Here is a 19,814-nt window from a genome sequence, read left to right as displayed (position 1 = left end):
CCCGTCGCCGCGCCGCGGCGCGGTCGTCGACGCGCTGGTCGAGGCGTGTCGCTCAGCGGCCGTGGCCGTCGGCGCGCCGGCACCGTCGGCGCCATGGCTGCCTCCGCTCCCCGCCCGCGTGCTCGCCGACGAGCTGGCCGCGTGGGCGGACCCGCAGGCGGCGCGCGGCGGCCTCCCGATCGCACTCGTCGACCTGCCGTCGGAGCGCCGCCAGCTCCCGCTGCGATGGGTCCCGTCGTCCGGGCACCTGCTGGTCGTGGGGGCGCCTGGATCGGGGCGGAGCACCACGCTCCGGACTGCCGCGGTGGCCGCGCTCGGGCTCGGGTGGCATGTCCATGCCGTCGGACTGCCCGCCGACCTCACCCACGACCTCCTCCCCCACGTCGGCATGGGCACGGTGCTGGGCCTCGACGAGCCCCGAGCGCTGGCGCGCCTGATCGAGCTGCTCGGCGCCGAGCCCGACGCGCGGTCCGATCGCGATGCGCCACGTCGGCTGCTCCTGCTGGACGGGCTGGACGCCGTCGCCGAGCCGCTCGGCTCGATGGCGCGGGGCGCGGGGCTGGGCCGTCTGCTCGACCTGCTCCGCACGGGTCGCTCGCACGGGGTCGCGGTGGCCGCGTCCGCGGGTCCGGCCATGGGTGCCGGCGCACGGTGCGCCGCGCACCTCCCCGCGCGGCTCGTGCTCCCCGTGGGTGACCGTGGCGCCGAGGCGATCGCCGGCGTGCCCGCCGGACTCACCGGCGTCGGCCGACCTCCGGGCCGGGCGGTCTGGCTCCCGCCCCCCGCTGCGGCCGCCGAGCCGGCGGCGTGCGAGGCGGCACTCTGCCAGGTCGCACTCGCCCTCGCGCCGGCTGTGGTTCACGGGCCCAGCGCACACGGGTCCGCACCCGCTGGTCGAACGCAGGAACGCCCCGGTCGCGCGACCCGCCTCCTGCCGCTGCCCACCCGCGTGGGGCGGTCCGAGATGACCGCCGCCAGAGCGATCGCGCCGCCAGGCGTGGGTGGGCGGGCAGCTGCTCCGCGCCGATCGCCGGACGAGGTGGTCGTCGGCCTCGGCGGCGACACGGCCGAGCTGGTCCGGCTCGACGTGCGGCGCGGCGCGCTCGTCGTCGGACCGCCCGGGTCGGGCCGGTCGACGGCGCTGGCGGTCCTCGCGGAAGAGCTCCTCGCCGCGGGCAGGCCGGTCGCGATCCTCGCGCGCGACGGTCCCCTCCGGAGGCTCGGCGACGCACGCGTGCCGCAGTCCACCTGCGGGTTCGCCGTCGGCCGCGCCATGGAGCTCCTCAGCAGGACGGCGCCTGGGACGGTCGTGCTCGTGGACGACCTCGACGCGCTCGAGCAGCTGGCACCGACGGTGGCCGACCGCCTGACCTCGCTGGTCACCACCCTCGATCTCGCGAGCGCCGCCGCGGACGCCCACGACGGTGCTGATCGTGCGACCGGCCCGCTCACCGTGGTGGTCGGCGCGGCGCAGACGGTGCGGGCCGCGACGGCGTTCCGCGGCACCGTCGCGGCACTGCGCGGGGTCCGCTCCGGCATCGTGCTGTCACCCGGCGAGCCCGGGAGCGACGACGTCTTCGGGAGCGCGCTCGCCTGGCACGTCGACCCGGTCCGTCCGCGCGCGCCCGGTCGCGGTGTGCGTCAGCACGGCAGCGACCTCGTGCCCGTCCAGCTGCTCGACCCGACCGGCCCCGACGACGCCGGGCCGCGGCCTGGTCGCTAGGAGACCCCGCCCTCCCGCTCGCGACCGTGCACGGTGTGCGCGACGACCGACGGCAGCAGGAGGCCGATCACCACGACCACCGTGCTCACGAGCACGAGCGCTGCCCAGATGCTCGGCTCGACCCCCAGCCAACCGATCGCCATCACCGCGAGCAGGAGCTGCCACGTGATGACCGGTGACCGCGCCCACCGGTTCCCGCGCCACAGCGACCGGATCCCACCGACCAGCACGGCGGCGACCCCGAGCGCGAAGACGACGAGGAACACCGTCGCTGCGGGCAGCTCCGCCGCGCCGCGCACGAGGTCCACGAGCCAGGCGATCCCGAGCCCGACGAGAGCGGCCGCCTGCACGATGACCAGGAGCGCGACCGCGGCGAGTGCCCCCGGGGGCCGCACCGCGCCGGCAGCCGCGCCACGCGGATCGCTCGCCGCCGCGCCGCGCGGATCGCCCGCCGCGGGGACCGACGGATCGGGACCGGGTGTCGACGAGGCGCCGGGGCGCGGCTTTCGGGGCACGGGAACGACCCTACGGCGAGCGTCTCGGCAGGTCACTGCAGCGCGGAGTGTGATCAACGCCTCGCCGTCACGAGGACGAAACCTCCCCGTCACCCCTTGTGCGCCCTGTGCAGCAGGTGTGAACCTGTTGCAAGTTGTTCTCACCCCTGAACGAGCAGGCCCCGGTGGGCCTACTCGATGTGTGCCTTTGAGGAGATGTGATGGACTGGCGCCACCGCGCTGCGTGCCTCGACGAGGATCCCGAGCTGTTCTTCCCGATCGGCAACACCGGTCCTGCCCTGCTCCAGATCGAGGAGGCGAAGGCGGTCTGCCACCGTTGCCCCGTGATCGACACGTGCCTGAAGTGGGCGCTCGAGTCCGGTCAGGACGCGGGCGTCTGGGGCGGGCTCTCCGAGGACGAGCGCCGCGCGCTCAAGCGTCGCACCGCGCGCCAGCGCCGCGCCGGCTGAGCCTCTCGCCGAGCCGTCACGCAGACCCCGACGGCCGACGTCGTCGACGTCTCGTGCTCGGGGCTCGCCACGCTCGTGGGCTGGGCCGGTCACCTGGCCTCCCGCAGCGTGACCTCCAGAACCACCTGGGTCCCACCGCCCTCGCGCGGCAACCACTCGATCATCCCGCGCAGCTCGTTGGTCACGAGCGTCGAGACGATCTGGGTGCCGAGCCCGGTGCCCGCGCCTGCCCCGGCCGCGATCCCCGCGCCGTCGTCGGACACGACCACCCGGAGCAGCGGCCCGTCGCGCTCGGCGGACACCTCGACCGTGCCGCCGTCCGTCCTGGCGAGCCCGTGCTCGACGGCGTTGGTCACGAGCTCCGTGAGGACGAGGGCGAGCGGCGTCGCGTCCGCTGCGGGCACCATGCCGAAGGACCCGGTCGTCACCGTCCGCACCTGCCCCCCCGCCGACGCGACGTCCGCGGCCAGTCGCAGGCTCCGACCGACCAGGTCGTCGAACGGCAGCGACTCGTCGAGCGTCTGCGAGAGGGTCTCGTGGACGAGCGCGATCGTCGCCACCCGCCGCATCGCCTCCTCGAGCGCCGCGCGCGCCTCCGGTGACTCGAGCCTGCGGGCCTGCAGCCGCAGGAGCGCCGCCACCGTCTGCAGGTTGTTCTTGACCCGGTGGTGGATCTCCCGGATCGTCGCGTCCTTGGTGATGAGCTCGCGCTCGCGTCGTCGCAGCTCCGTCACGTCCCGGCACAGCAGCGCAGCACCGGTGCGGTGGCCGTTCTCGGTGAGCGGCATCGCGCGCAGGGACAGGCAGACGCCGCGCGTCTCGATGTCGGTCCGCCACGGCGCCCGCCCCATGACGACGAGCGGCATCGACTCGTCCACCGGCATCTTGTTCTCGATCAGCTCGGTCGTGACCTCGATGAGCGACCGACCGACGAGCGAGCCGAGCACCCCGAGCCGGTGGAAGCAGCTCAGCGCGTTGGGGCTCGCGTAGAGCACCTCCCCCTCGGAGTTGAGGCGGATCAGCCCGTCACCCACGCGCGGAGCACCCCGGCGCGAGCCGGTGGCCGAGTTCGGGACCGGGAACTCGCCCCGCCCGACCATCCCCATGAGGTCGTCCGCGACCTCGACGTAGTTGAGCTCGAGCCGGCTCGGGGTGCGCGCCCCGCCGAGGTTGGTCTGCCGGGCGACGACGGCGATCGCCCGCCCGTTGAAGACGACCGGCATGGCCTCCTCGCGCACCGCGTACGACCCGAACCACCGCGGCTCCCGGGAGCGCTGCGGTCGCACCTCGGTGAGCGCGAGCTCGAGCTGCGGACGCAGCCCTTCGGGGGCGTGCGACCCCACGATGTCGTCGTAGTGGACCGTCGGCCCGGTGCTCGGCCGGCACTGCCCGATGGCGACGAAGTCGCCGTCGCGCGTGGGGAGCCACAGCACCAGGTCGGCGAACGCGAGGTCGGAGACGACCTGCCAGTCGCCGATGAGCAGGTGCAGCCAGTCGGCCTCCGCGGCGTCGAGGTCGGCGTACCGCGACACCAGGTCCGTCATCGTGGGCACGCCGCACAGCCTAGACAGCCGCCGGAGCCGTCCGAGCCGCCGTCCGGCACACGGCCGGCGCAACCCTTCGATAGCCTCGGGGCACAGATCCACGGTCCCGCGCGGACCAGCCGGTCGCGCTGCGACCGGCGTCGAAGGAGGCCGAGTCCCGGTGCACGTCCATGTTGAGCTGCGCTACCCCGCCCCGGTCGACGCCGTGGTGCGCATGCTGGCCGACCCGGGGTACGGGCGGGCCAAGGTCGAGGCGAGCGGCGGCGTCGTGCAGCAGGTCGACGTGACCGACGAACCCGGCGGCGGGTTCGCCGTCACCATGCGCCGGTCGATGCCCACGGACGACATCCCCGCCAACGTCCGGCACTTCGTCGGCGCCAGCCTCGACGTCCTGCAGGTCGAGGCGTGGGAGGGGCCGGGACCCGACGGCAGGCGCGGAACCGTCGTCGTCGAGATCGCCGGGGCGCCCGTGCGCCTCACGGGCACGGTGCGGCTCACGGCGGACGGTCCGGACGCCAGCGTGGTCGTGTACGACGGCGACGTGAAGGCGTCCGTGCCGCTCTTCGGCGCGGCGATCGAGGAAGCCGCGGCGCGTGCCGTGCGGCACGCTCTCGAGGCCGAGCAGCCAGTCGGCGTGGAGTGGCTGGCCTCCCCAGGCGCGTAACGATCCGGTCACGGCTTACCAACGAGGGCTCGCTGATCTGCACAGACGCGCGCTCGCAGGGGACCGGCCGCGCTCCCCCAGCGCCAGGGCTTGACACCGCAGCGCTCCGGGGTGGAACCTCCACGCAATCCGTGGGAGCGCTCCCACGTCCCCATGGTGAGAGCGCTCCCACACCGCGCCGGGACCTGCCGGCCACGAAGCACCACCGCGATCCTCGGCGTCCTCGAGGCCGCGCTTGCAACGCACGCACGGTGACGACGCCGTGCGCCTGACGAAGGAGTCATCGTGCGCAAGACCACCAGCAAGACGTGGGCCCTCGCTGCGGGCGCGACCGGGATCGCGATGATCGCCGCCGCGTGCGGCGCCGGGACGGACGACGACGGCGCCGCCGGAACCGGGGGCGACAAGATCACGCTGACCGTCGCGACCTTCAACGAGTTCGGGTACGAGGAGCTGTTCGAGGAGTACATGGACCTGAACCCGAACGTCGTCGTCGAGCACAAGAAGGCCGCGACCTCGAACGAGGCACGGGACAACCTCAACACCCGCCTGGCGGCCGGCTCCGGCCTGTCCGACATCGAGGGCATCGAGGTCGACTGGCTCCCCGAGCTGATGCAGTACCCCGACAAGTTCGTCGACCTGACCGACCCCGAGGTCGACGGCCGGTGGCTCGGCTGGAAGACCGAGGCCGCCACCACCGAGGACGGCACGCTGATCGGCTACGGCACCGACGTCGGCCCCGAGGCGGTCTGCTACCGCGCCGACCTGTTCGCGGCGGCCGGCCTGCCGACCGACCGCGCGGAGGTCGCGGAGCTGCTGGAGGGCGACTGGGATCGCTACTTCGAGGTCGGCCAGCAGTTCACCGCCGCCTCCGACTCGGCCTGGTTCGACTCGGCCGGCGCCACTTACCAGGGCATGATCAACCAGGTCGAGAACGCGTACGAGAAGGACGACGGCACCGTCATCGGGATCGACAACCCCACGGTGAAGCGCCTCTACGAGGACGTCCTGACCGCCTCGGTCGACGACGACCTGTCGGCCCACCTCGCCCAGTGGAGCGACGACTGGTTCGGCGCGTTCCAGGACGGCTCGTTCGCGACCATGCTGTGCCCGGGCTGGATGCTCGGGATCATCGAGGGCAACGCAGCCGGCGTGACCGGCTGGGACATCGCCGACGTCTTCCCCGGTGGTGGGGGCAACTGGGGCGGCTCCTACCTCACCGTGCCGACGCAGAGCGAGTACCCGGAGGAGGCCAAGGAGCTCGCGAAGTGGCTCACCGCCCCGGAGCAGCAGATCAAGGCGTTCAAGGCCAAGGGCACGTTCCCGAGCCAGGTCGAGGCGCTCGCCAGCGACGACCTGCTGAGCACCACGAACGAGTTCTTCAACGGCGCCGAGACCGGGCGGATCCTCGCCAACCGCGCCGCGGCCGTCACGGCGTCGCCGTTCAAGGGCCCGAACTACTTCGCGATCCACCTCACGGTCTCCGACGCCCTCACGCGGGTCGACGTGGACGGGACGGACGACGCCGCGTCGTCGTGGCAGAAGGCGCTCGACGCCTACGCGACACTCGGCCTGAGCTGACCGCTCGTCCCGGGCCGGGTCGCGCACGTCGCGCGACCCGGCCTCCGGCGGAGCCGCGGCCGCACCCGCACGGTCGCAGCCGGCCCGCGCCGTCGTCGTCCCCCTCCGTGAGGAGCGTCATGTCCGTCATCACTCCGCCGAGGCGGGCCACGCCGCCCGAGCCGGCCCACCGCGAGCCGCGCCGCCTCGGGCTCGCCGGCCGCACCGGCCGGTGGGACGTCCGGCTGTCCCCCTACCTCTACATCTCGCCGTTCTTCCTGCTGTTCGCCGTCACCGGCCTGTTCCCGCTGGCGTACACCGCGTTCGTCTCGGTGCACGAGTGGCACCTGATCGGCGGTCAGGGGGCGTTCGTCGGGCTCCAGAACTACGTCGACGTGGTGCAGGCTCCACGGTTCGCGACCGCGCTGCGCAACACGTTCAGCATCTTCCTGCTCTCGTCCGTCCCCCAGGTGATCGCTGCCATCGCGATCGCCGCGATCCTCGACGCGAACATCCGGGCCCGGACGTTGTGGCGCATGGGGGTGCTGCTGCCGTACGTCGTCGCGCCCGTCGCGGTCTCGCTGATCTTCTCCAAGGCGTTCGCCGACCAGGGCGGGATGGTCAACACGCTGCTGGCGACGGTGGGCGTCGGCCCGATCCGCTGGCACGCCGACCCGCTGTCCAGCCACGTCGCCATCGCGACGATGGTCAACTTCCGGTGGACCGGCTACAACGCGCTCATCTTCCTCGCGGCGATGCAGGCCGTGCCGCGTGACCTGTACGAGGCCGCGGTGATCGACGGCGCGAACCGGGTCCGCCAGTTCTTCTCCGTGACGGTCCCGATGGTCCGCCCGACCGTCGTCTTCGTCGTCATCACCTCGACCATCGGCGGCCTGCAGGTCTTCGACGAGCCGCGCCTGTTCGACCAGCTCGGCCAGGGCGGCGCCGACCGGCAGTGGATGACCGTGACCATGTACCTCTACGAGCTCGGCTGGGGCGCCCAGAAGAGCTTCGGCAAGGCGGCCGCGGTCGCCTGGATCCTCTTCCTGATCATCGTGGTGATCGGGCTCGTCAACTTCGCGCTCACCCGCCGTCTCGTGTCGGGTTCGGGTCACGGGGGCAGGCGATGACCTCGGTCCCGATGATCCAGCAGACCGCAGGCGCCGGGGCGGCGCGGGCGGCCGCACGCCGACGCGGGCTCACGGGCGGGACCCACCGTCGGCCGGGGTGGGTCACGTACGCCCTCCTCGCCGTCGTGCTCGCGGCCTCCGCCTACCCGCTCTACTACGCGCTGCTCCTCGCGTCGTCCGACGCCGTGACCATCGCGCAGAACCCCGTGCCGTCGCTCGTCCCCGGACCGAACCTGGTCGAGAACATCGGCCGGGTTCTCGGCTCCGACATCAACTTCTGGCCCGCCGTGCTCAACAGCGTGGTCGTGGCGGTCGTGACCTCGGTGTCGGTGGTCATGTTCTCGACGCTCGCCGGGTTCTCGTTCGCGAAGCTGCGGTTCCGCGGGCGGGCCCCGCTGCTCGTGTTCGTCATCGCGACCATGGCGGTGCCGACGCAGCTCGGCATCGTGCCGCTGTTCATCGTGATGTCGAAGCTCGGGTGGACCGGCTCGCTGACGGCGGTGATCGTCCCGGGGATGGTCACCGCGTTCGGCGTGTTCTGGATGACCCAGTACCTGCGCGAGGCGCTGCCCTACGAGCTCGTCGAGGCCGCGCGGATCGACGGGTGCTCGATGATCCGGACGTTCTGGCACGTGGCGCTGCCTGCGGCCCGGCCGGCGGCGGCCATGCTCGCGCTGTTCACGTTCGTGGGCTCGTGGACCAACTTCTTCTGGCCGTTCATCGTGCTCGGCCCGGGCAACCCGACGCTGCCCGTGGCGCTGCAGCTGCTGCAGGCGTCGTACTTCAAGGACTACTCGCTGATCATGGCGGGGGTCGTCGTCTCGACGCTCCCCCTGGTCCTCGTCTTCATCGTCGCCGGCAGACAGCTGGTGTCCGGAATCATGCAGGGAGCGGTCAAGGGATGACGAACCACACGCAGGTCGACGCGACGCAGGCGGTGCACTTCCCGCCCGGGTTCCTCTGGGGAGCCGCCACCGCCGCCTTCCAGATCGAGGGTGCGGCGCACGAGGACGGGCGGCGGGACTCGATCTGGGACACGTTCAGCCGCGTGCCCGGCGCGGTCGCCGACGCCCACCACGGTGACGTGGCGTGCGACCACTACCACCGCATGCCCGAGGACGTCGCGCTCATGGCGGACCTGCACCTCGCCTCGTACCGGTTCTCGACCTCGTGGGCGCGGGTCCGGCCCGACGGCGGCGCGGTGAACCCGCTGGGCCTGGACTTCTACTCCCGTCTGGTGGACGAGCTGCTGACCCGCGGCATCGCGCCATGGGTCACGCTCTACCACTGGGACCTCCCCCAGGCGCTCGAGGACCGGGGGGGCTGGACCAACCGCGACACGGCCTACCGCTTCGCGGAGTACGCGGTCACGATGCACGAGGCCCTCGGCGACCGGGTGGACGTCTGGACCACGCTCAACGAGCCGTGGTGCTCGGCGTTCCTCGGCTACACGGCCGGGGTCCACGCACCCGGGCGGCAGAGCCGCGAGGACGGGCTCGCCGCCGCCCACCACCTGCTGCTCGGCCACGGGCTCGCGGTGCAGGAGCTGCGCTCGCGCGCGCCTCAGGCCAGCCTCGGGATCACGCTCAACCTCACGGTCGCGGACCCGCTCGACCCGACGGACCCGCGCGACGTCGAGGCGGCACGCCGGATCGACGGCCAGTTCAACCGAATCTTCCTGGACCCCCTGCTGCGCGGCGCCTACCCCGCCGACGTGCTCGACGACGTCGCCCCCTACGGGCTCCTCAGCCACGTCAAGGACGGCGACCTCGCGGTCGTCTCGACCCCGATCGACGCTCTCGGCGTGAACTACTACCACGGCGAGGCCGTCAGCCACCGACCGCCGCCCGCCGGGCACAGCGGGCAGGCTCCGGTCAGGCGGCCGACGTCGTCCCCCTTCCCGGCGGCGCACGACGCGCACAGCCACCCGCGCGGGCTCCCGGTCACCGGGATGGGGTGGGAGGTCCAGCCCGAGGGGCTGACCCGCCTGCTGCTGCGCCTGCAGGAGGAGTACACGGGGCCGGCGGGCGTCGCGCTCTACGTGACGGAGAACGGCGCGGCCTACGACGACGTCCCGGACGCGGACGGGTACGTGCAGGACGACGACCGCCTCGCCTTCGTCGACGCGCACCTGCGCGCGGTGCACGACGCCGTCGCGCACGGCGTCGACGTGCGCGGGTACTTCGCGTGGTCGCTGCTCGACAACTTCGAGTGGGCCTGGGGCTACCACCAGCGCTTCGGTATCGTCCGGGTGGACTACGACACCCAGGTGCGGACCCCCAAGGCGAGCGCCCGCTGGTACTCGTCGGTGGCTCAGACGAACGCCGTGCCCCCGCGGGACCAGCGCGCCTGAGCGCGGGGCCACCACGACGAGAGAGGCCAGGGCGTGAGCGCAACCCGCCGTGCCGCGCCCACCCTGGAGCAGGTCGCCGAGCGGGCCGGCGTGTCCCGATCGACGGCGTCGCGCGCGATCAACGGAGGACTGCGGGTGTCCCCCGAGGCCCAGGCCGCCGTGGACGCGGCGGTCCTCGAGCTCGGTTTCGCGCCCAACCGTGCCGCGCGCTCGCTCGTCACGCGCCGGACGGACTCGATCGCGCTCGTGATCCCCGAGCCGGACGAGCGGGTGCTGTCCGACCCCTTCTTCGCGGGCACCATCAACGGCCTCGGCTCCGTGCTGCACGAGACGGACCTCCAGCTCGTGCTCGTCATGGCGCGGCCGGCCGACGTCGCGACGCGGACGGTGCGGTACCTGCGCGGCGGGCACGTGGACGGCGTCGTCGTCGTGTCGCACCACCGCGACGACGTGCTCGCGACCGAGCTCGAGCAGGCGGGCGTGCCCACCGTGTTCGTGGGCCGGCCGTTCCAGCACGGGCACGTGCGGTACGTGGACGTCGACAACACCGCCGGCGGCCGCATGGCGGCGGAGCACCTCGTGCGCGCCGGGCGTGCCCGCATCGGGACCGTCGCCGGGCCGCAGGACATGTCCGCGGGGCTCGACCGCCTCGCGGGCTGGTCGGCCGCGCTCGCCGACGCGGGCATGGCCGCCGACGCCGTCGCGTACGGCGACTTCACGAGCGCCGGCGGCGCCCGTGCCGCGTCGCGCCTGCTGGCCGAGCACCCGGACCTGGACGCACTCTTCGTCGCCTCGGACCTCATGGCCGCGGGGGCGCTGGGCGTCCTGGCCGACGCCGGTCGACGGGTGCCCGACGACGTCGCCGTGGTCGGCTACGACAACCTCGCCGTGGCGACGTCGACCACGCCGGCGCTCACGACCGTCGTCAACCCGGTCGTCGCGATGGCGCGGACGGCGGGCGGGCTGCTGCTCGACCTGCTCGCGGGCGAGGCGGTGCCCGAGGCGCCGGTGGTGTTCGCCCCCGAGCTCGTCGTCCGGGCCTCGGCGTGACGGAGCCACGCACGCCGCCCGGGGTCGCGGCCGCGCCGGCGGCCGTCCCCACCCTGGCGCGGCCCCACCGGTTCGCGCTCGTGGGCCTCGGTGGCGCCGTCGGCGGGGTGCTGCGGCACGGTCTCACCCTCGCGGTTCCCGACCCGCCGGCCGGGTTCCCCTGGACGACCTTCGCGATCAACGTCGTGGGGTCGTTCGCCCTCGGGCTGCTGCTCGCGGGACTCGTCGGGCGGCGGGGGGCGTCCGCGTGGGTCCGACCGGCCCTCGGCACAGGGCTGCTGGGCGGTTTCACCACGTTCTCCGCCTACGCGCACGCCGTGGACCTGCTGGCGACGGGCGGGCACGTCGCCGTCGCCGCGACGTACCTCGTCGCGTCCCTCCTCGGCGGGATCGGCGGAGCCGCCGTCGGTCTCGGGCTGGGCGCCCGGCTGCCGGTGCGAGACCAGAGGCGGGTCGCGTGACCGAGCTGCTCGTCGCCCTGGGTGTCGGCGTGGGGGCCGGCGTCGGCGCCCAGCTGCGGTACGCCGTCGAACGTGTCCACGCGCGGGCCCGGACCCGACGCGGGCTGACCGTGCCGACCTTCCCCTGGGCGACCCTCACGGTGAACGTCGTCGGGTCCGCGCTGCTCGGCCTCGTCGCGGCCCTCGTCGTGCGCGCCGGCCTCGACGCACGCTGGCTGACCGTGCTCGGAACCGGTGTCGCGGGTGGCCTGACGACGTTCTCGACGCTCAGCCTGGACCTCGTCGAGCTCGTGCGGCAGCGGCGGTACGGAACGGCGGCCCTCGACGTGGCTCTCCACGTCGTGCTCGGGATCGGTGCCGCGGTCGGGGCGTTCCATCTCGTGCCCTGACTGCGGCGTGCCCTGACTTGCGGCGTCCCTGACTTGCGGCCCAGATGCTCATGGGCACGTCGCGGCGTAGCGTCCTGGGCATGGTGCCTGGGGTGGCGAACGCACAGCGTGACTTCGACCGACGCCGTGCCGCGGTCGCGCGCACGCAGAAGGCGCGGCGACGGTGGCGCGGCGTGGTGGTGACCGGCGCCGTCGCGGCTACCGCCGTCGCCGGGTCGATCGGCACGTCCACGGACACCGCCTGGTTCCGGAACCTCGACAAGCCGCGCTGGTACCCGCCCGCGGTGGCGTTCCCGACCGCGTGGACGGTGCTCTACGCGCTGATCGCCTGGGCCGCGACGCGGGGGCTGAACCGCGCGGACCGCCGAGGACGGCGGCGCATCGCGGCGCACCTGGCGGCCAACCTCGGGCTCAACGCGGCGTGGTCGTGGACGTTCTTCCGCGCGCGGCGACCGGGGCTCTCGCTCGGGACGATCCTGGCCCTCGACGCGTCGAACGTGGCGCTCGTCCGCGCGGTGGGCCGGCACGACGCGACCGCCGGGGCGGCGCTCGTGCCCTACGTCGGCTGGACGGCGTTCGCGACGGCCCTGACCGAGGAGCTCTGGTACCGCAACCGCTGACGACGACCCACGCCCTCAGGACCCGCGCGGGTCTGGCGCGACGTGGCCGAAGCGGTGGAGCGTGCGGCTGATCGCCTGCTCGCGCACGACCGTCAGCAGCTCGCGCCGACCGCTCGCGAGGACCGGCCCGTCGAGCACCGTCACCTCGCCGACCCGCGTGCGGGCCGCCTCGCGCAGCCCGGGCGCGGCGCCGATCGTACGGATGCGCCCCGTGACCTCGCCGGCCCGGACCCGGGTGGCGAACGCCGCGTCGTCCTCGGCCGCCGCGCGGCTCACGGTGACCGGGACCCCGGCCCGCCGGGCAGCCGCCACCACGCGCGTCACCTCGCGCTCGCGAGCGCCCGCGCCCACCCGGACGGTCAGGTGCGGCACGGGCCGGTACCGGAACACGTTCGCCTCGACGTGCAGGCCGCTCGGGTCGTGCTCGACGCCGAGCTCTCTGCCCCACCACCGCGCGTCGTCAGCCTCCGCCCACGCCAGCCACGCCGCGTCGGCGTGGGCTCCCTCGCCCGCCGGGACCTCGGGGCCGTCCGACCACGTGCCGAGCGCCGCGACGTAGTTCGGACCGCCCGCCTTGGCGCCCGGGCCGACCGACGACGCCTTCCAGCCGCCGAACGGCTGGCGCCGCACGATGGCCCCGGTGATGTGCCGGTTGACGTACGCGTTGCCGACCTCGACCCGGTCGAGCCACGTCTCGATCTCCTCCTCGTCCAGCGAGTGCAGCCCACCGGTCAGCCCGAAGGTCGGAGCGTTCTGCAGCGCGATCGCCTCGTCGAGCGTCTCGACGCGCATGACCCCGAGGACCGGCCCGAACACCTCGGTCAGGTGGAAGGACGACCCGGGCTGCACGCCGTACTTGACGCCCGGCGTCCACAGCCGGCCCTCGTCGTCGAGGCGGCGCGGCTGCACCAGCCACTCCTCCCCCGGGTCGAGCGTCGTCAGCGCGCGCAGCAGCTTGCCCGACGCCGGCTCGGTGAGCGGGCCCATCGTCGTCGCGAGGTCGGTGGGAGGGCCGACGGCGAGCGACGTCACCGCGTCGGCGAGCTGGCGGCGCAAGCGGTCCGAGCGCCCGGCCGAGCCGACGAGGATCAGCAGCGACGCCGCGGAGCACTTCTGCCCGGCGTGCCCGAACGCCGACCGCACGACGTCGGCGACAGCGAGGTCGACGTCGGCCGAGGGCGTGACGACCAGTGCGTTCTTGCCCGACGTCTCCGCGAGCACGTCGAGGTCCGCGCGCCACGACGAGAACAGCTCGGCCGTCTCGATCGACCCGGTGAGCACGACGCGCGCGACGTCCGGGTGCGTGACGAGGCGCCGGCCGATCTCGCCCTCGGGCGACAGCACGACCTGCAGGACGTCGCGCGGCACCCCGAGCTCGTCCATCGCCCGGTGCACGGCCCCCATCGCGACCTGGACGCAGCGCGGGGTCTGCGGCGCGGGCTTGACCAGCACCGGGCTGCCCGCGACCAGCGACGACAGCACCGAACCGACCGGGATGGCGACCGGGAAGTTCCACGGCGGCGTGACCACGGTCAGGCCCTCGGGCCGGAAGCGCGCGCCGGGTACCGCGCCCTCGGCGAGCTGCGCGGCCTGCTCCGCGTAGTACCGCGCGAAGTCGACCGCCTCGCTCACCTCGGGGTCGGCCTCGCCGACGGTCTTGCCTGCCTCCTGGACCATCGTGGCCACGAGGTCGCCGCGCGCCTCCTCGAGGTGACGGGCCGCGAGCCGCAGCACCTCGGCGCGGTCGTGCGGGGAGGTCGCGGCCCAGCGCTCGCGCACCGCGTGCGCGCGGGCGACCGCCGCGTCGACGTCGTCCACCGACGCGATCCGGATGCCGTCCGGCACCCGCACGTCCCGCACCAGCACCTCGGCGGCCCAGCGCCGCGACCGCGCGACGGCCGGGTCCGTGTCGGCGGCGTTCTCGAACGGCGCGTCTGCCGGTGCGGCGACGGCGGGCCGACGCGGCTGACGTCGCGGGTCGAGGGACAGGCCGACGCTGTCGCGCACCGACGCCAGGAACGCCGCGCGCTGACCCGCGAGGCGGTCGCCCGGGACCGCGCCCTCGCTGCCCGCGGTGCTCGCGAACAGCGCGTGCAGGAAGTTCTGCTCCGCCGCGTTCTCCTCGAGCCGGCGGATCAGGTACGAGATCGCGACGTCGAAGTCCTGGCGCGCGACCACCGGCGTGTACAGCAGGACCCGGCCGACGTCGTCGCGCACCGCCCGGGCCTGGGCGGGGGCCATGCCCTGCAGCATCTCGACGTCGAGCGACTCGCTCACCCCGCGCGCCTCGGCGAGCAGGTGCGCGTACGCGACGTGGAAGAGGTTGTGGCTCGCGACGCCGATCCGCACCGCCGCGGTGCGCTCGGGGCGCAGCGCGTGCTCGACCAGACGCACGTAGTTCGCGTCGACCTCGGCCTTGGTCCCGTAGGGCGCCTGCGCCCAGCCGTGCAGCTCGGCCTCGACCCTCTCCATCGCGAGGTTGGCACCCTTGACGAGCCGCACCTTCACGCGCGCGCCCCCGCCGGCGACCCGGCGCTCGGCCATCGCGGTGATCTCGTCGAGCGCCCCGAGCGCGTCGGGCAGGTAGGCCTGGAGCACGATCCCCAGGTCGAGGTCGCGCAGCTCGGGGTCGAGCAGCAGCTGCTCGAAGACCTGCGTCGTCAGCGCGAGGTCCTTGTACTCCTCCATGTCGAGGTTGAGGAACGTCCCGCTGCGCTGCGCCGCCAGGTACAGCGGACGAAGCCTCGCGACGACGCGATCGCGGCTCGCGGCCGTGTCCCAGGTCGAGAGCTGGCTCGCCACCGCGGAGACCTTGATCGACACGTAGTCGACGTCAGGGCGCTCGACCAGCGCGCGCACGCGCTCGAGGCGGCTCGTCGCCTCGGCCTCGCCGAGCACCGCCTCGCCGAGCAGATTGAGGTTGAGCCGGAAGCCCTCGGCCCGTGCGGCGGCGATGTGCGCGCCCAGCCCCGGCCCGGCGTCGGCCACGAGGTGACCGACCAGCTGGCGCAGGCGCGCGCGGGCCGCGGGCACGACGACGCCCGGCAGCACGGGCGCGACCCGGGTCCCGACGCCGAGCATCGCCCGGTCCACGGGACCCAGGAAGCCGCCCGCGGCGTCGGTCCACGCGGCGAGGCCCGCGAGCTCACGCGCCGCGACCGCCTGGTCGTCGGGCCGCGCGACCCGGTCCACGAACCGCACGGCGAGCTCGAGCCCCGCGGGGTCGGAGACGAGCGCCGCGAGTCGTCCGGTCGTGCGCTTCTCGCGCGCCGTCTCGCCGGCGGCGGTCGCGGCGACCCAGCGGTCGGCGAGCGCGACGGCGGACTCGGTGAGGGTCGTGGTGTCGATGGTCATGCGACGAGTCTGCTGCTCGGGCAGCCGGTCGTCTTGTACCGATCCCTCGGGATGCCTGGGGGACGCGTACGACGCGACCGCGAGCCCAGCGATGAGTCCCGGCGTCGGGGGCGGTCTGACGAGTGCCGGACGGACCGGCGCACCGCACCAGGAGGAACCCCTCATGCGCAGGCTCATCGTGACCACGTTCGTGACGCTCGACGGCGTCATGCAGGCGCCGGGCGGGCCGGACGAGGACACCAGCAGCGGATTCACGCACGGGGGGTGGACGGTGCCGTTCTTCGACGAGCAGGTCGGCGCCTTCATGGAGACGACGACGGGGGTGCCCTTCGACCTGGTGCTCGGCCGCCGGACCTACGACATCTTCGCGGGGTTCTGGCCCACCGCCTCGCAGGAGGAGGGGGCGAGGCCCCTGAACGACGCGACGAAGTACGTCGCGTCCCGGGGACGTCCGGAGCTCACGTGGGAGCGCTCGGTCCTGCTCGAGCCGGACCCCGTCACGGCCCTGCGGGCGCTCGTGCAGGAGGACGGGCGCGAGCTGCAGGTGCACGGGAGCAGCGACCTGATCCAGACGCTGCTGGCGACCGACCTCGTCGACGAGTACCGCGTGCTCGTGTTCCCCGTGCTCGTCGGGCCGGGCAAGCGGCTCTTCGGCAGCGGCACCGCCCCGCGCGGGCTGCGGCTCCTCGAGAGCCAGGTGTCCGGGTCGGGCGTGGTGATGTCGCGGTACGCCACCGCGGGCGAGGTCCGGACCGGGACGTTCGGGGCCTGAGCCCGCACCTCCCCTTCCCGTCCAGGCTGCGTCGCAGGGGCGGCGAACCGCGCACGTCGCTTGTACTGTCCCGACTGACATGCCCCCACGCCCGCACGCCCCGAGCCCGCCCTCCCGCGAGGCCCCCGTCTCCTGGCCGGAAGCGGTCACGCTCCTCGCCGCGCTGAGCCCGGACATGGTGCTCCTGATGGACGAGCTCAGCGCGACGATGTTCTGCGCCAAGGACGTCACAGGGCGGTACGTCGCCGTGAACCAGGCGTTCGTCGACCGGACGGGCGAGCGCTCGCGCCGGGATGTGCTCGGGCGCCGGGCCGAGGACCTCTTCATCACGCAGCTGGCCGAGCGCTACGCCCAGCAGGACCACGACGTGCTCACGTCGGGCCGCGCGCTGCGGAACGCGCTCGAGCTGATCCGGCGGCCCGGCGGGGTGCCGGGCTGGTACCTCACGTCCAAGCTCCCGGTGCGGGTGGGCGGGGAGGTCGTCGGTCTCGTGAGCGTCTCCCAGGACCTGCGGACCTACGACGCCGCCGACGCCGTTGTGAGCTCGCTGTCGCGCGTCGTCGACCTGGTGCACGAGCGGATCGCCGAGCCGGTGTCCGTGGCCGAGCTCGCCGCCGCGGCGGGCTGCTCCACCTCGACCCTCGACCGGCGGATGCGCCGGGTGTTCTCGCTGTCTGCGCAGCAGTTCGTGCTGCGGACGCGCATCGACCACGCCGCGGTGCTGCTGACCTCGACGGACCTGCCGATCGCCCGCGTCGCGGCCGAGTCGGGGTTCTACGACCAGGCGGCGTTCACCCGGACCTTCGGCCGCCTCACGGGCGAGACCCCCGCCCAGTTCCGTCGTCACCGCGTGCCGCCGACGCCGGCCGGATCGATCACCCCGCGCGGGTCCCCGGAAACCGCGGACGGCTGACGCGAGCCGTGCGGGTCGGCGTCCCGAGGTGGCCGTCGACGTGGCCCGGGCCGCAGGTCATCATGGGTCGGTGACCGGAGCCCCCGTCCCGACCCTCGCGCTGCGCGGCGCCGACATCCCGATGCTCGGCCTCGGCACCTGGAAGGCCGAGGGTGACGAAGCCGGGCGGGCCGTCACCACGGCGCTCGAGCTCGGCTACCGCCACGTCGACACGGCGACCATGTACGGCAACGAGGACGAGGTGGGACGGGGCATCGTGCGCGCAGGTGTGGACCGCGCCGACGTCTTCGTCACGACCAAGCTGCCGCCCGAGCGCGCCGGCCGCGAGCGCGAGACCCTCGAGACCTCCCTGCGCCTGCTCGACATGCCCTACGTCGACCTGTGGCTCGTGCACTGGCCGCCGGACCGCCGGGCCGCTCCCGCCACGTGGGCTCGGTTCATCGAGCTCCGCGACCAGGGGCTGACCCGCGCGATCGGCGTCTCGAACTACTCCGTCGCGCAGATCGACGAGCTCGTGGCCGCCACGGGCGAGGCGCCGGCGATCAACCAGGTCCCGTGGAGCCCGGGCGACTTCGACGCCGACCTGCTCGCGACGCACGCCGAGCGGGGCGTCGCGGTCGAGGGCTACAGCCCGTTCCGGCGCACCGATCTCGCCGACCCCGTCCTCGCCGAGATCGCGGCGTCGCACGGCGTCAGCGCCGCCCAGGTGGTGCTGCGCTGGCACCTCGAGCACGACGTCGTCGTCATCCCGAAGTCGACGAACCGCGAACGGATCGGCGCGAACCTCGACGTCCTCGGCTTCACGCTCTCGCCCGACGAGGTCGCGCGGATCGACGGGCTGAGCACGAAGGCCGCCACGGCTCGATGAGCGGGCCGCGTCCGCAGCTGCTGGTGGAGGTGCCGGTTGACCCGCGCGCCGTCCGAGGTGGCAGGGTGGGGCGCGCGGAGACCCCGCGACAGGTCGGCGACGGTGCCGACCGGCGCCCCACCGCCGACACCTGGAGGTCGACCGGCATGACCGTGCCCGGCAAGCTCGCCCACCCACGCTCCAACCCGCTCGAGACCGCCCGCGCCCAGCTCGCGACGGCGATCGAGCTGCTCGGCCTCGACGAGGGCATGCACGAGATGCTCGCCACGTCACGCCGGGAGATCGACGTGGCGATCCCGCTGCGGCGCGACGACGGCCGGACGGAGCTGTTCCGGGGCTACCGCGTGCAGCACAACATCTCGCGCGGCCCGGGCAAGGGCGGCCTGCGCTACGCGCCCGGTGTCGACCGCAACGAGGTCCGCGCCCTCGCGATGTGGATGACGTGGAAGTGCGCGATCGTCGAGCTGCCGTACGGCGGCGCCAAGGGCGGCGTGACGATCGACCCCCGGCACTACTCGCAGGGCGAGCTCGAGCGCGTGACCCGGCGGTACACGAGCGAGATCATGCCGATGATCGGCCCGGAGCGGGACATCATGGCGCCCGACATCGGGACCAACGAGCAGACCATGGCCTGGGTCATGGACACGTACTCGGTCAACCAGGGCTACACGATCCCGGCCGTCGTCACCGGCAAGCCGCTCACCGTGGGTGGGTCGCTGGGCCGGGCGACCGCGACGTCCCGCGGCGTCGTGCACGCCACGCGCGCGGCGCTGGCCGACGCCGGGGTGGGGCTCGACGAGGTCCGCGTCGCGGTGCAGGGCTTCGGCAAGGTCGGGTCGCACGCCGCGCGGTTCTTCGCCGAGGCGGGCTCGACCGTCGTCGCCGTGAGCGACCAGTACGGCGGCGTCCACGCGGCCGACGGCCTCGACGTCCCGGCGCTGCTCCGGCACGTCGAGACCACCGGCAGCGTGGTCGGCTTCACGGACGCCGATCCCATCGACAACGACACGCTGCTCGGCCTCGACGTCGACGTCCTCGTCCCGGCCGCCGTCGAGGGCGTGCTCGACGAGGAGACGGCCGCCACGGTCAAGGCGCGCTGGGTGGTCGAGGGCGCGAACGGCCCGACCACCGGCGCGGGCGACCGCGTGCTGTCGGAGCGGGGCATCGTCGTGGTGCCGGACATCCTCGCCAACGCCGGCGGCGTCGTCGTCTCCTACTTCGAGTGGGTCCAGGCCAACCAGGCGTACTGGTGGACCGAGCGCGAGATCGAGGAGCGGCTCGAGCAGCGCATGCTGTCGTCGTACTCCGCGGTCGCTCAGGTCGCACGCGCCGAGGGCATCAACCTGCGCGACGCGGCGCTGACCATCGGGGTGCGCCGGGTCGCCGAGGCCCACCAGATCCGAGGCCTCTACCCCTGACCGGAGCGCCGCACCCCGGAGCGCAGCGCCG

At 74.0% G+C, this 19,814-nt stretch carries 17 protein-coding genes and 1 pseudogene; 15 read left to right on the top strand and 3 right to left on the bottom strand.

Annotation, left to right across the window (positions count from 1 at the left end):
* Positions 1-1,723, top strand: a pseudogene (locus HIR71_RS02780) (hypothetical protein); the annotation flags it as partial.
* On the opposite strand, the gene HIR71_RS02775 reads toward HIR71_RS02780, so the two are convergent.
* Complete coding sequence (locus HIR71_RS02775) at positions 1,720-2,238, bottom strand: hypothetical protein (RefSeq protein ID WP_249051473.1); 519 nt, start codon at positions 2,236-2,238, stop codon at positions 1,720-1,722. The pseudogene HIR71_RS02780 and the gene HIR71_RS02775 sit on opposite strands and share 4 nt — an antisense overlap.
* A gap of 200 nt (positions 2,239-2,438) precedes the next feature.
* On the opposite strand from HIR71_RS02775, the gene HIR71_RS02770 reads away from it, so the two are divergent.
* Positions 2,439-2,687, top strand: a complete 249-nt coding sequence (locus tag HIR71_RS02770; protein WP_169323165.1) for a WhiB family transcriptional regulator — start codon at positions 2,439-2,441, stop codon at positions 2,685-2,687.
* 89 nt (positions 2,688-2,776) lie between these two features.
* Here HIR71_RS02770 and HIR71_RS02765 read toward each other — a convergent pair whose 3' ends face one another.
* On the bottom strand, positions 2,777-4,231 hold the full coding sequence (locus HIR71_RS02765) for a sensor histidine kinase (RefSeq protein ID WP_169323229.1): 1,455 nt from the start codon (positions 4,229-4,231) through the stop codon (positions 2,777-2,779).
* Positions 4,232-4,391: 160 nt separating this feature from the next.
* Here HIR71_RS02765 and HIR71_RS16650 point away from each other — a divergent pair, with 160 nt between their 5' ends.
* From HIR71_RS16650 to HIR71_RS02720, 9 genes are all read left to right on the top strand, one after another.
* Complete coding sequence (locus tag HIR71_RS16650; protein ID WP_311836044.1) at positions 4,392-4,895, top strand: DUF2505 domain-containing protein; 504 nt, start codon at positions 4,392-4,394, stop codon at positions 4,893-4,895.
* A gap of 285 nt (positions 4,896-5,180) precedes the next feature.
* Positions 5,181-6,476: an ABC transporter substrate-binding protein gene (locus HIR71_RS02755; RefSeq protein WP_396030862.1), complete on the top strand. Its 1,296-nt coding sequence runs from the start codon at positions 5,181-5,183 to the stop codon at positions 6,474-6,476.
* 119 nt (positions 6,477-6,595) lie between these two features.
* Positions 6,596-7,585 (top strand): carbohydrate ABC transporter permease, encoded by a 990-nt coding sequence (locus HIR71_RS02750; RefSeq protein WP_169323161.1) that lies wholly within the window; start codon positions 6,596-6,598, stop codon positions 7,583-7,585.
* Positions 7,582-8,490: a carbohydrate ABC transporter permease gene (locus HIR71_RS02745; protein ID WP_169323159.1), complete on the top strand. Its 909-nt coding sequence runs from the start codon at positions 7,582-7,584 to the stop codon at positions 8,488-8,490. Before HIR71_RS02750 ends, HIR71_RS02745 begins: the two co-directional genes overlap by 4 nt.
* Entirely contained in the window at positions 8,487-9,938 is a 1,452-nt protein-coding gene (locus HIR71_RS02740) for a GH1 family beta-glucosidase (protein WP_169323157.1), read from the top strand. The genes HIR71_RS02745 and HIR71_RS02740 overlap by 4 nt, the downstream gene beginning before the upstream one ends.
* A 33-nt stretch (positions 9,939-9,971) precedes the next feature.
* On the top strand, positions 9,972-10,988 hold the full coding sequence (locus HIR71_RS02735) for a LacI family DNA-binding transcriptional regulator (protein WP_169323155.1): 1,017 nt from the start codon (positions 9,972-9,974) through the stop codon (positions 10,986-10,988).
* Complete coding sequence (locus HIR71_RS02730) at positions 10,985-11,449, top strand: fluoride efflux transporter FluC (protein ID WP_311836043.1); 465 nt, start codon at positions 10,985-10,987, stop codon at positions 11,447-11,449. The genes HIR71_RS02735 and HIR71_RS02730 overlap by 4 nt, the downstream gene beginning before the upstream one ends.
* Entirely contained in the window at positions 11,446-11,838 is a 393-nt protein-coding gene (locus HIR71_RS02725; protein WP_169323153.1) for a fluoride efflux transporter FluC, read from the top strand. The genes HIR71_RS02730 and HIR71_RS02725 overlap by 4 nt, the downstream gene beginning before the upstream one ends.
* 92 nt (positions 11,839-11,930) lie before the next feature.
* Positions 11,931-12,458 (top strand): TspO/MBR family protein, encoded by a 528-nt coding sequence (locus HIR71_RS02720; RefSeq protein WP_311836042.1) that lies wholly within the window; start codon positions 11,931-11,933, stop codon positions 12,456-12,458.
* A 15-nt stretch (positions 12,459-12,473) separates the two neighbouring features.
* Here HIR71_RS02720 and HIR71_RS02715 read toward each other — a convergent pair whose 3' ends face one another.
* Entirely contained in the window at positions 12,474-15,812 is a 3,339-nt protein-coding gene (locus HIR71_RS02715) for a proline dehydrogenase family protein (RefSeq protein WP_169323149.1), read from the bottom strand.
* A gap of 163 nt (positions 15,813-15,975) precedes the next feature.
* Here HIR71_RS02715 and HIR71_RS02710 point away from each other — a divergent pair, with 163 nt between their 5' ends.
* From HIR71_RS02710 to HIR71_RS02695, 4 genes are all read left to right on the top strand, one after another.
* On the top strand, positions 15,976-16,584 hold the full coding sequence (locus tag HIR71_RS02710) for a dihydrofolate reductase family protein (RefSeq protein ID WP_169323147.1): 609 nt from the start codon (positions 15,976-15,978) through the stop codon (positions 16,582-16,584).
* A gap of 79 nt (positions 16,585-16,663) precedes the next feature.
* A complete protein-coding gene (locus HIR71_RS02705) occupies positions 16,664-17,497 on the top strand; it encodes an AraC family transcriptional regulator (protein WP_249051472.1) in 834 nt (277 codons plus the stop codon).
* A 70-nt stretch (positions 17,498-17,567) separates the two neighbouring features.
* Positions 17,568-18,365, top strand: a complete 798-nt coding sequence (locus HIR71_RS02700) for an aldo/keto reductase (protein WP_311836041.1) — start codon at positions 17,568-17,570, stop codon at positions 18,363-18,365.
* Positions 18,366-18,511: 146 nt separating this feature from the next.
* On the top strand, positions 18,512-19,783 hold the full coding sequence (locus tag HIR71_RS02695; RefSeq protein ID WP_169323146.1) for a Glu/Leu/Phe/Val family dehydrogenase: 1,272 nt from the start codon (positions 18,512-18,514) through the stop codon (positions 19,781-19,783).
* Positions 19,784-19,814: the final 31 nt, after the last annotated feature.

Origin of the sequence: Cellulomonas fimi, from assembly GCF_012952065.1 — a bacterium.
Lineage (GTDB): Bacteria > Actinomycetota > Actinomycetes > Actinomycetales > Cellulomonadaceae > Pengzhenrongella > Pengzhenrongella fimi_A.
The sequence above is the reverse complement of the archived record's forward strand: the minus strand, read 5'-3'. Positions and strand labels throughout refer to the sequence as shown.

Bases quoted from the DNA above. Each gene is read 5' to 3' on its own strand.
- HIR71_RS02770 (WP_169323165.1), top strand. From the start codon at position 2,439: ATGGACTGGCGCCACCGCGCTGCGTGCCTCGACGAGGATCCCGAGCTG.
- HIR71_RS02765 (WP_169323229.1), bottom strand. From the start codon at position 4,231: ATGACGGACCTGGTGTCGCGGTACGCCGACCTCGACGCCGCGGAGGCC.
- HIR71_RS02750 (WP_169323161.1), top strand. From the start codon at position 6,596: ATGTCCGTCATCACTCCGCCGAGGCGGGCCACGCCGCCCGAGCCGGCC.
- HIR71_RS02745 (WP_169323159.1), top strand. From the start codon at position 7,582: ATGACCTCGGTCCCGATGATCCAGCAGACCGCAGGCGCCGGGGCGGCG.
- HIR71_RS02740 (WP_169323157.1), top strand. From the start codon at position 8,487: ATGACGAACCACACGCAGGTCGACGCGACGCAGGCGGTGCACTTCCCG.
- HIR71_RS02715 (WP_169323149.1), bottom strand. From the start codon at position 15,812: ATGACCATCGACACCACGACCCTCACCGAGTCCGCCGTCGCGCTCGCC.
- HIR71_RS02710 (WP_169323147.1), top strand. From the start codon at position 15,976: ATGCGCAGGCTCATCGTGACCACGTTCGTGACGCTCGACGGCGTCATG.
- HIR71_RS02705 (WP_249051472.1), top strand. From the start codon at position 16,664: ATGCCCCCACGCCCGCACGCCCCGAGCCCGCCCTCCCGCGAGGCCCCC.
- HIR71_RS02695 (WP_169323146.1), top strand. From the start codon at position 18,512: ATGACCGTGCCCGGCAAGCTCGCCCACCCACGCTCCAACCCGCTCGAG.